This is a genomic window from Desulfofundulus sp. (genome assembly GCF_049701015.1).
In the GTDB taxonomy this organism is placed as follows: domain Bacteria; phylum Bacillota; class Desulfotomaculia; order Desulfotomaculales; family Desulfovirgulaceae; genus Desulfofundulus.
This window is the reverse complement of record NZ_JBNATZ010000070.1, coordinates 1-10844: the sequence shown is the minus strand read 5'-3', so window position 1 is coordinate 10844 and position 10844 is coordinate 1. Positions and strand designations below refer to the sequence as shown.

Genomic DNA, 10844 nt, shown 5'->3' with positions numbered 1-10844 from the left:
TGCAGCGCTGCCAGGTTCGCTCCGAGGCAAGCCGATGTTTCGTCCGGCCCGTAGCACGGAGCGACGAAGGACGACCGCCGCCCCGGCAGTTATCCGACAGCATCCAATTATGATAAGTACAGGAGATGAAAGGTTATGGTCAACTACCGGGTTACAATAATACTGAGGCTTTGGGAAGTTCCGACCCTGGAAAAAATCCGGAACGCAGATATGGTCCGGCCGGAAGACATGCGCAGGCTGGGGGACTTTTTGAAGGAACGGCTGGAGCGGGTGGCTTCCATAATGGAGCTTCTGCAGGAAAGGGGCTTTTACTGCCGGGGCACCCGGCAGGCCGTTATCCTGGAAGGCAGCAACATGGAGGCGTACCAGGTCAAGGAATTGTTGCAGGAGCACGGGGTTCAACCGCATGAGTACGAAATCAAGCTCGAGTACACACGCCAGTGGGGGATAATGTAAACGCTCCGGGTTCTACATGAAAACCCCCGCCCGGGTGAGGGACACGGCCCGGTTTTGGCTCCCTTCGCTTATGATGCACTGGGGTTTCTATTTTGTCGTATCTGAACCCTGGTTTTAAAATCCTGGTGCACTCCAACCGCAAAGTTATAGCTTTCATGCTGGATGCACAAAAAAGCCAGGTATCCTTAAAAAGTACCCAGCCTTACTTTTCAATATGCTAGATGAGTAATAAAGAAACAGAACCGCTTCAAGACCTGATGTTCAAACAGGATTCTTGAAGTGCAAAGGCACCGAATCTCGCTTACATTTTGCTATGAGGAAGATAACCAGCACCGTTATAACCAGGCGCCCGCCCAGGATTACGGCTAGATTGGCCCCCAAGGTCACAAAAATAGCTGTATCTTCAACAATGGCGTGAGTTAGACCCAGGAAAAGATTGAGCAACCAGATCTCACGGCGGCTTAATTTGCCGCTTCGGGCTTCTTCAATAATTACACCTGCCCCGTAGAGTATCCCAAAGATAAGGCCTGTCAACAGGGGAAAGGCTGCTGCCTCAGACATTCCCAGCCAGTGCAGACCACGCCCCAGTTTTTCCGAGCACCGCTGCCAAAAAGACAAACCCTGCAAAACCTCAAGAAGAACCATCAAGGGGAAAATAATGGCCCCCATAATTAAAACGTTATGCAACGCACCCCACAGGGCCTCTCCGAATACAGAGGTCCAGTCCAATTCGCATCTCTCCTTTTGACTCTACAAGGCCAGGTTCAACAGCAAGCCTGTTCCCAGGGACATCACCAGCCGGAAGATACCTATCAACAAGGGGTTAACTCTTACCTGAGCGGCAACGGCCGACTCCATGGGCAGGCTATGGGAGATAAGAAGCATTATGGCCAGAATGGTTACTTCACGCGAAGAAAGAGAAAGGGAGGTAATAACCCCCACCGCAGAATAAATGTTCAAGACGTTCCCCATTACCAGGGCTAAAGCCGCCTCCCCGGGAAGGCCAAAATAACGCATAAGCGGCGCGCATAATCCAGTAAGCCAGCGCAAAAAAGGCGTGTATTTTAGAAAGGTAACCAGCAAGTAGACAGGCACTACGACCCTGGCCAGCTTCCAGGTTGTAGCAGCCCCTCTAGTTAATCCCCGGCAAACGGACTTTTTAATTTCTACTGCTTCTCTCATCATTTCATTGCCTCCCGTACTGCCATCCGGGCTAGCAACAATGTGGGATCTATTTTCTCCAGCTGAGCTCGAAGATAGGGGAAAAGGAGGGGGATTTCGGTACAAGCACCAATACATGCCTTAATTCCCCTATGTACATATTGTTCCAACATCGCATCCAGATCTACTAAATAAGGATTGTCCGCCAGGCGGCCAGCCTTAACCTGATCAATAGTCGCCGCTACCAATTCCTGCTCCTGGTCTGTCGGATTCAATAGTTCTATGCCGTAATTTTTAAAAACCTGTTGATATATACCAAACCTTATTGTAGCGGTTGTGGCCAGGACTAAGATTTTCCGGTTCTTCGCTATTTTGAGTGGGTGATGCCAGCAGAAATAGTTAACAAAGGCATAATCTGGGTAAACCATAGTCAAGACGGCTGGTAATTATGTAAGCAATTGTAATAAGGGTTTTACTATTGCGGTAGCCCCTTGCACGGGCCTTGGCCGCCTGTATAAGACTGTTGAGACCTTCCAAGATGCCGTTTGAAACTTTGGAATTGAACCAGTTTAGAATGCCTTCCCAGTGATCCTTGATAGTATACGCTGCCTGAATCATTGGTACCAGCTTGGAATGGGTGGCCCAGAAGTACCAGCGCTTGAGATGTTGCTCCCCAGACTCTCGATCCGGCTGGTCAAAAAACTCCTGGAAGGATAGCTTTAGGCCATAGGCCCGCATAGTGTCCAGGTGCTCATTTTTCAGACTCTCTAGCTTTTTGCGCTGTTTTGCGGTCAGGTTCTGCGGGTTTTTCAGCCAGATGTAGCGGGTCTTTTTTAGCGTTTCATTTTGTCTGGCTTCATCCCGGCGAACCTCATCAACAGCCTCGTTAATAATTTTCATGACAAAAACGGTCAAAAACCAATTGCGCCTGAGGCATGGCGGACTTAACCCCGGCAATGAAGGCAGGAGAAAGATCACAGCATACTGTCTTAATGGCGTTAGGGTCACCCTTGTGTTCCCGTAAGTCTTTTGCAAAGGCATCAACAGTTTCTTTACCTTTACCGGGAGTAGCAAAAATCAATCGGCAGGCATCCAGGTCCACAAACAGCGTAATGTAGTCATGTCCCCTTTTGGCGGCGGTCTCATCCACGCCCACTTCCTGGACATTTGAATAGTCTTCTTTTGCTCGGGCCTGTTCCACGTAATGCTCCAGTATCCGCCATAACCGAGTGTCATGTTCTCCTACCAGTTCAGCAATAGCTTTTACAGGCATATCCTGAGCCAGCAGCATGATCAGCGATTCAAACAGCAAGGTGAAATCGCTGCCGGGTCTCGCCCATGGTACCGTAATCTGCTTCACCCCACAGCCATAAGGGCACTTTACGCGTGGGACACGTGCATGCAGGTAGGTACGGTATTGGAAGAAGTTAAGGTGCCGCCAAGTCTTTTCTTTGGTGTCGTAAACGGACGCACCGACATGGCCACAGGCAGGACAGTCAAATGTACTTCCGGTGGGATAACCTACCCAAATGTCCAGCCGATTTTGGTCTGCAGAAAATTGTATGTCAAGTACCTGCCAGGGGGGTGTTAAACCTAAGGCGGCAGCGAATAGAGATCTATAATCCATCACCATCATCATCGGAAGAGCCTCCCAATAAGGATTTTAAGTCAAGATTCGTTATGGCAAGAAGCTCTTCCTGCAAAAACTAATGAATGACAGTTTATGCCATAAATACCATGCCAATTCCTAATATTATTTCCTTTTTTAGTTTGGGTAAATTTGTACGCCCACACGATCTAGCGAGGAACCGAAATTCACCTCTAAGCTATTTTACACCCGGGCTCCAATTACTAAAACCGATTCCAGGTGAACCGGCAAAATAAAAAACCCCTCCCGCGGATGGTAGGGGGCTTCCACCAGGGCCGCCGCCGTGCGGTGGATTTTCCCGGAAACCGGGCATTCAACTTTGCGGTTGTATGGCTAAAGTCTTCGATTAGACCAGCCTCCGCAAGAACAGCAAAACTTCCCCGATAGGTTGATGGACGTTGCAGACGGTTTACGGCAATCAGATGGGCCGCGATATCAATGGTGCTGTGCCGCCCTGAGATGAAGCCTGGGAAAAGCCAAAGCAAAACCCCGGCTACCAGGTACGGCCCGGGGTTTTGCTTTGTTTTTTAGTTCTGCAGCTCCGGCAGGTCCCTGAACAAATCCAGCGCCTCCGGGTTGGCCAGGGCGTCCTTGTTCAGCACCGGCCGGTTGTGGATGACATCCCGCACCGCCATTTCCACTTTCTTGCCGTTCAGGGTGTAGGGAATGTCCGCCACGGCAATAATTTTGGCCGGCACATGGCGCGGAGTTGTGTTCTCACGGATGGTTGTTTTGATCCTGTTGATTAACTCACCGGTAAGTTCCACACCTTCGGCAAGCTTGACAAAAAGGATTACCCGCACGTCGTTTTCCCAGTCCTGACCCACCACAATGCTGTCCAGGATTTCGGGAATGGACTCCACCTGGCGGTAGATCTCCGCCGTACCGATGCGCACCCCGCCGGGATTCAGGGTGGCGTCGGAGCGGCCGTAGATAATCACGCCGCCGGTATCGGTAATCTCCACATAATCCCCGTGGCGCCACACGTTGGGGTAAACGTCAAAGTAGGCGCTCCTGTACTTCTTCCTGTCGGGATCGTTCCAGAAGTAGACCGGCATGGATGGAAAGGGAGCGGTGCAGACCAGCTCACCCTTCCGGTTGATCACGGGCTTCCCTTCGGGGTCGAAGCTTTCCACTTTCATACCCAGACCCCGGCACTGCAGTTCACCGGCATAAACCGGACCAATGGGGTTGCCCAGGGCGAAGCAGGAGATGATGTCCGTACCCCCGGAAATGGAGGAGAGGCAGACATCCTGTTTGATGTCCCTGTATACATATTCAAAGCTTTCCACCGACAGGGGGGAACCGGTGGACAAAATGGCCTTCAAGCGGCTCAGGTCATAGGTGGCCCCGGGCTTCACGCCGGCCTTTTCCACCGAGGCCAGGTATTTAGCGCTGGTGCCGAAGACGGTGATGCCCTCGTCCTGGGCCAGCTTCCACAGGGCACCTGCATCGGGATAGAAGGGCGAGCCGTCGAAGAGAAGTACCGTAGCCCCCACGGCCAGGGAGCTCACCAGCCAGTTCCACATCATCCAGCCGCAGGTGGTGAAATAAAAGATGGTGTCCTCCCGTTTCAAGTCAGTGTGCAGGATCAGTTCTTTCAGGTGCTGGATGAGGGTGCCCCCCGCACCGTGGACGATACATTTGGGCACCCCAGTGGTACCGGAGGAGTACATGATGTATACCGGGTGGTCAAAGGGTAGCCGGGTGAATTCGATCTCCAACCCTTCGCCGGCAGCCAGGAAGTCCTGATAGGGTACCGCCTTCGGTACGCGGCTGATGTCCGGTTCTTTTTCCGTATAGGGAACCACAACTACCCGTTCGATGCTGGGGATTTCCTCTACGATGCCGGCCACCCTCGCCAGGGAATCATGTTTTTTACCGTTGTAGGAGTAGCCGTTGGCCGTAAAGAGCACTTTGGGCTGAATCTGGCCGAAGCGGTCGTACACCCCCTTAACGCCGAAGTCCGGCGAGCAGGAGGACCAGATGGCACCGATGCTGGTGGTGGCCAGCATGGCGACCACGGTTTCGATCATGTTTGGCATGAAGCCCGCCACCCGGTCACCCACGGTAACACCCATCTCACGCAGGGACCTGGCCAGACGGGCCACCTGATCGTAAAGCCCGGCATAGGTCAGGCGTACCGGCTCTTCCATGGCTTCCCCTTTAAAGATGAGAGCCGTATGGTCGTCCCGGTAACGCAGCAGGTTCTCTGCAAAGTTCAGCTCCGCCCCCACAAACCACCTGGAACCCAGCATGTCCTCGAAGTTTACAACCACCTGGTCGTAAGGACGGGCTGCAATGATACCCCCGAACTCCCACATGGCCTCCCAGAAGGCGGGAGCATTTTCAACGGACCACTGGTAGAGTTCATGGTAGGTGGTAAAATTGTGGCCATGCTTCTTGTTGACAAATTCCATGAAGCGGGTCATGTTGGCCTGTTTTTTTCTCTCTTCCGACGGCTCCCAGAGTAATTTCCGCACTTTCCTGTTACCCCCTTTGCCGGAACGAAAGCGTTCCGGATTAAAAAGATTCTGAATATACTCTCTAGTAAGTATATTCGCCGCCGGAAAATAAAACCCTGCCCACCTCCATCTTAATCCAGGAAAACCGCACGTAAAACCGGTGGCACCACCTTTTTCGAAATGCTCCTTCACCCCGGGTGCTCGATGACATCCAGGTCGGCCAGGCAAAAACTGTTTAAAAACCCGGGCAGCGACACCGGAAATCACCGTCCCTTACAAACCAAGCGCCAGCGGCTGGCTCTTTCGTGTTAAGCTGCATGAACTTTGTTCGCCTCATGAAGATCCCGCAGGAAGTTCTCCAGCCCGCCCAGGTAATTCACGGGATCGTCCGGGGTATTCCGGGTTCGGAGGCGGATTTCGAATTCTTCATTGGCGCTGCTGAATTTCACCCGGCTGGCATATTGCTTGCTTATCTCCACCAGCGCCTCACCCCGGAGGTTGTGTTCCGGAGCAAACTGCAGGCGGAAGTTCCCGGGCTGGGCTGTAATGGATTTAATCCCCAGGGAACTGGCCAGGGCCCTCAATCGTGCCACCGCAAGCAAGGTGCATACCGGCTGCGGGGGATCTCCAAAACGGTCCACCAGTTCGTCCTCCAGCTCGGACACTTCTTCTTCACGACGTACCGCGGCCAGACGGCGGTAGAGCTCCACCTTCTGGTTTCCGTCCCGGACATAGGTGTCGGGGATATAGGCTTCCACAGGCAGTTCGATGGTGGTCTCCACCACCTTTTCCGGTGCCTCCCCTCTGGCTTCCCGGACCGCCTCCTCCAGCAGGCGGCAGTAGAGGTCGAAGCCCACCGCAGCAATGTGACCGTGCTGCTCGGCGCCCAGCAAATTACCCGCGCCCCTTATTTCCAGGTCCCTCATGGCAATCTTGTACCCGGAGCCGAACTCGGTGAACTCCCTGATGGCCGCCAGCCTTTTTTCCGCCATTTCGTTCAGCACCCGGTCTCTGCGGAAGGTAAAGTAAGCATAAGCCAGGCGATTGGAGCGGCCCACCCTGCCCCGTAACTGGTAGAGCTGGGCAAGACCAAAATTATCAGCATCCTTAACAATTAATGTATTAACATTTGGAATATCCAGCCCACTTTCGATGATGGTGGTACAGACCAGCACATCATAAGCACCGTCCATGAAATCGAGCATGATTTGCTCCAAATCCTCTTCCCTCATCTGCCCGTGGGCCACCGCAATGCGGGCCTCCGGTACCAGGCCCTGCAACCAGGCGGCCACCTGGTCCAGGTCCATTACGCGGTTGTGCACGAAATAAACCTGGCCGCCCCTGCCTATCTCGCGCCGGATGGCTTCCCGGATGAGCACCGGATCTTCTTCCAGGACGTAAGTCTGCACCGGGAAACGGTTTTCCGGAGGGGTCTCCAGAAGGCTCGTGTCCCGCACACCCACCAGCGACATGTGCAGGGTACGGGGAATGGGAGTGGCGGTCAGGGTGAGCACGTCCACATCCTGCTTCAACCGTTTTAATTTTTCCTTGTGGGCCACCCCGAAGCGCTGTTCCTCATCCACCACCAGAAGCCCCAGATCCTTGAACACCACATCGTCCTGCACCAGGCGGTGGGTACCGATGACAATGTCCACCTGGCCCGAAGCGAGACCCGCCAGAACCTGGCGCTGCTCCTTCGGGGTGCGGAAGCGACTTAAAACCTCGATGGTCACCGGAAAACCTGCAAAACGTTCCCGGAAAGTGTTATAATGCTGCTGGGCCAGTATGGTAGTGGGTACCAGCACAGCTACCTGCTTGCCGTCCATGACGGCCTTGAAAGCAGCCCTCAGGGCCACCTCGGTTTTGCCGTAACCCACGTCCCCGCAGAGCAGGCGGTCCATGGGGCGGGGACGTTCCATATCCGCCTTGACTTCCTGGATGGCCCGGAGCTGGTCGGGAGTCTCCCGGTAGGGAAAAGCCGCTTCAAATTCCTGCTGCCATGGTGTATCAGGACTGAAAGCATGTCCGGGCAGGGCCTGACGTGCGGCATAGAGGGCCAGCAATTCCTGAGCCATCTCCCGTACCGCCTCTTTTACCCGCCCCTTCACCCGGGTCCATTCCCCTCCCCCCAGGCGGGACAACCGGGGAGCTTCAGCCTCAGCCCCCAGATACTTCTGGATCAACCCTACCTGGTCGGTGGGAACATACAGTTTATCTTCACCGGCATACTTGATCAGTAAATAATCTTTCTGTACACCCCCGATGTTCAGGGAAACAATCCCCATGTACCGGCCGATGCCGTGGTTCACATGCACCACATAATCGCCTGTTTTTAAATCCGTAAGGGGTTCCGGGCGGCCGGCAGTCCGGGCACGTACCCGCTGGGTCCTTTTCCAGCGCTGGCCGTAAATGTCCGCCTCGGTGATCACCACCAGCCGGCCGGAAACCAGCTCAAAACCTCCGGACAGCCGGCCTGCGGCAAGAGCAATGTTGCCGGGCGTAACGGGCCGGTCCAGGGAGCCGGTGACATAGGCGTCCAGGCCGGCACTGCGCAGTTCTTCCGCCAGGTGCCGGGCACGCTCTTCGGTGGAGAGCAGCATGACCACGGCATAGCCGGATTTGCGCCAGTGACGCACTTCGTCCACCAGCACATCCAGGCGACCGAGAAAGGAATGCATACCCCTGGTGGTAAAAGTAACCACATCATGGACGACCAGATGCTGGGGCTGGCGGGTTAAAAGGGAAAAATAAACCGCCCTGCGCCTGTGCAATTGCTGCTCGATTTGCTGCCACTGAACATAACCATGGATCTGTCCGGGCAACACACGGCCCGCAGATAACAGCTCGCTGTAAGTTTCCGACCGCTCCTTGAAGATGCTTTCCGCCAACTCCCTGATGCGGATGAGGTCGTCAACCACCGTCAGGTTGGCAAAGGGCATATAATCAAGCAGCGTATAAGGGTGGCGGTAGAAATAGGGTAAGAACTGGTCCAGCCCAGGACTGTAACCACCGGAAGCAATCTGCTCTTTTGCATTCTCCCCGAGTTCCTCCAGCCGGCGGCGCACTTCCAGGGTGGAACTTTCGGTAGCTTTCTTCAACTGCAGGCGGTACTCCGTCTCCAGGACGTCCAGCGCCCGGGCACGGCTTTCCTCCGTAACCACCAGCTCCCGGGCGGGAGGGATAGAGACTGTTTCCGTACGGTCAATGGAACGCTGGGAGTCGGCATCAAAAAAACGGATGGAATCCACTTCGTCGTCGAAGAACTCCAGCCGTACGGGGTGCTCAAAGGTCAGGGGGTAAACATCCAGAATACCGCCCCGCAAGGCCAGCTGGCCCGGACTTTCCACCATCTCCACCCGCTCATAACCCATATCGACCAGCCTGCGGACCAGTCCTTCCAGGTCCGCCCTTTGGCCCACAGCAAGGTCGATTATGGCGCGGCTGAAGACTTCCGGCGGAGAAAGACGGCGCAAGACAGCTTCCAGCGGTGCCACCACCACACACGGTTCGTTCCGGGCAAGAGCTACCAGTGCCTTCAGCCGCTGCGCAAGCACCTCTTTCCCGTGAGCCAGGACCTGGTAGGGCAGCAACTGCCAGACGGGAAACAGGAAGACGGGCATATCCGGCAAGAGAGAGGAAATATCATCAGCCAGCACTGAAGCCTCGCTATCCCCCGCGGTGATAACTAAAACCGGACCGCCCACGGCGTCGATAAGCCCCGCAGCCACCAGGCTGCGCTGCGCTCCGGAAAGACCGAAAACCAGCTGCTGGCCGCCTCCCCGGGAAATGGCGGCAAGCAGGGTTTTAAATTCTGAACTTTTTTGCAAAGGTTCCAGCAAGGCACGCATCTTGTGAAAAACCTCTTTCGCAACAGGAAAATAGGCATCACAAAAAGAGCTTTAGCACAGCTAAAGCCCTCTTCATCCCGAGCTGCGTTTACATCAATGCAACCAGTGCGGTCTCTGGTAATACAAGGACCCGGGAGGACCGTAGAGCATCTCCCGGCAGTCATCGCAAAGGCAGTATTTAACGATCACATTCATTATATCCCCGGAGTCCTCCCCAGTCAAGGCTTGGGCCTGTCCAAAGATATCATCGCTTTTTACACTTTCTTCACTGACCACCTGGTCGCAACATTCACAAATGTGGATTATTTTCATCTATAAGCGCATCCTTTCACCCTCGCCGATCCTTGCGCATGTAGAACCGTTGTTGCTGGATGCGGCCCTATCCTCACGCCACTCCAATGCTCCGCGTAAGAGGTGTACCACGGCTTACTCCGGGCCAGCTCCGACTCTTTCGCGGGTTGTCCGCCATTTTACAACGCCAGCATCTTTACGGCTTCATCTTCGCTAGTTCCTGGAGAGATTTACCACCAATTTGTTCCAACCCATGTGCAGTAAATAAGCTCCGGCCACGGCCAGCAGGGCGCTGGTGGTAAGCCGGTAAAGCCAGCCGGCGGCCAGCCCAAAGGCGGTATGGGAAGCAAGGCTCACCAACCCCGCCGCCCAACCCCGCCCACCCCGGGCGGCCTCCCATACCCCTTCAACCAGACCAAAAATGAAATGAGCCCGGGGAATGGATGTCCCGAGTAAAAGAGCGAAAGTTGTTTTGGCAGCCTCCTCGACCACGGGAGCCACATAAACCACGGTCAACGCACCCGTACGGCTTAAAAGAAGACCGTTAACCAGCCAGGAAGCGGCGGCTGCCAGTACTCCGGCCGGGATAAAGGCTAACTGATTCATCTTATCTTATCCTAGTATGCTGTTGCAAAACCAGAAACGAAACAGGCCAAGAACGTCCCTTACGGAACGACATTGCACAGTATGTAGTATGAACAAAAAAAGGCGGCCTCTATACCCGGCCGGCATTAAATAGATTCATGGCCACATCGAGACCTCTGGTGAGTGCCACCTGAATGGCACTGGATGCATCGGCCACTGCTTTCTCAATCAGAGGGCTTTCTTCCTCCGTAAACCGGCTCAAAACCCAGCCCACCACTTCCCAATCCGGCCGGGGTGGACGCCCTATGCCCACGCGCAGGCGGGCGAATTCCCGGCTGCCCACCAGCTCAATGATAGACCGCAGCCCCCTGTGCCCCCCGTCCCCCCCGG

The 10844-nt window shown here is 54.7% G+C and carries 8 protein-coding genes and 2 pseudogenes; 1 reads left to right on the top strand and 9 read right to left on the bottom strand.

The window, feature by feature from the left end:
- Positions 1 to 135: 135 nt before the first annotated feature.
- Positions 136 to 456, top strand: a complete 321-nt coding sequence (locus ACPLUI_RS06215) for a hypothetical protein (protein WP_424659406.1) — start codon at positions 136 to 138, stop codon at positions 454 to 456.
- A 261-nt stretch (positions 457 to 717) separates the two neighbouring features.
- On the opposite strand, the gene ACPLUI_RS06210 is transcribed toward ACPLUI_RS06215, so the two are convergent.
- The 9 genes and pseudogenes from ACPLUI_RS06210 to ACPLUI_RS06170 all read right to left on the bottom strand — a co-directional run.
- Positions 718 to 1185: a nucleoside recognition domain-containing protein gene (locus tag ACPLUI_RS06210; protein ID WP_424659405.1), complete on the bottom strand. Its 468-nt coding sequence runs from the start codon at positions 1183 to 1185 to the stop codon at positions 718 to 720.
- A gap of 21 nt (positions 1186 to 1206) precedes the next feature.
- A complete protein-coding gene (locus ACPLUI_RS06205) occupies positions 1207 to 1641 on the bottom strand; it encodes a nucleoside recognition domain-containing protein (protein ID WP_424659404.1) in 435 nt (144 codons plus the stop codon).
- On the bottom strand, positions 1638 to 2045 hold the full coding sequence (locus ACPLUI_RS06200; RefSeq protein ID WP_424659403.1) for an aspartate/glutamate racemase family protein: 408 nt from the start codon (positions 2043 to 2045) through the stop codon (positions 1638 to 1640). Before ACPLUI_RS06200 ends, ACPLUI_RS06205 begins: the two co-directional genes overlap by 4 nt.
- Positions 2017 to 3244, bottom strand: a pseudogene (locus ACPLUI_RS06195) (ISL3 family transposase). Before ACPLUI_RS06195 ends, ACPLUI_RS06200 begins: the two are co-directional and overlap by 29 nt.
- A 548-nt stretch (positions 3245 to 3792) precedes the next feature.
- The gene (locus ACPLUI_RS06190; protein ID WP_424659402.1) at positions 3793 to 5748 is read right to left on the bottom strand and encodes an acetoacetate--CoA ligase; all 1956 of its coding nucleotides are present in this window, start codon (positions 5746 to 5748) and stop codon (positions 3793 to 3795) included.
- Between the two features lie 290 nt (positions 5749 to 6038).
- Positions 6039 to 9578 (bottom strand): transcription-repair coupling factor, encoded by a 3540-nt coding sequence (gene mfd, locus ACPLUI_RS06185; RefSeq protein ID WP_424659401.1) that lies wholly within the window; start codon positions 9576 to 9578, stop codon positions 6039 to 6041.
- A 93-nt stretch (positions 9579 to 9671) separates the two neighbouring features.
- Entirely contained in the window at positions 9672 to 9890 is a 219-nt protein-coding gene (locus tag ACPLUI_RS06180) for a hypothetical protein (RefSeq protein WP_424659400.1), read from the bottom strand.
- Positions 9891 to 10082: 192 nt separating this feature from the next.
- Positions 10083 to 10475, bottom strand: coding sequence for a hypothetical protein (locus tag ACPLUI_RS06175; RefSeq protein WP_424659399.1), 393 nt, complete (start codon positions 10473 to 10475; stop codon positions 10083 to 10085).
- A gap of 109 nt (positions 10476 to 10584) precedes the next feature.
- Positions 10585 to 10844, bottom strand: a pseudogene (locus ACPLUI_RS06170) (aminoacyl-tRNA hydrolase); the annotation flags it as partial.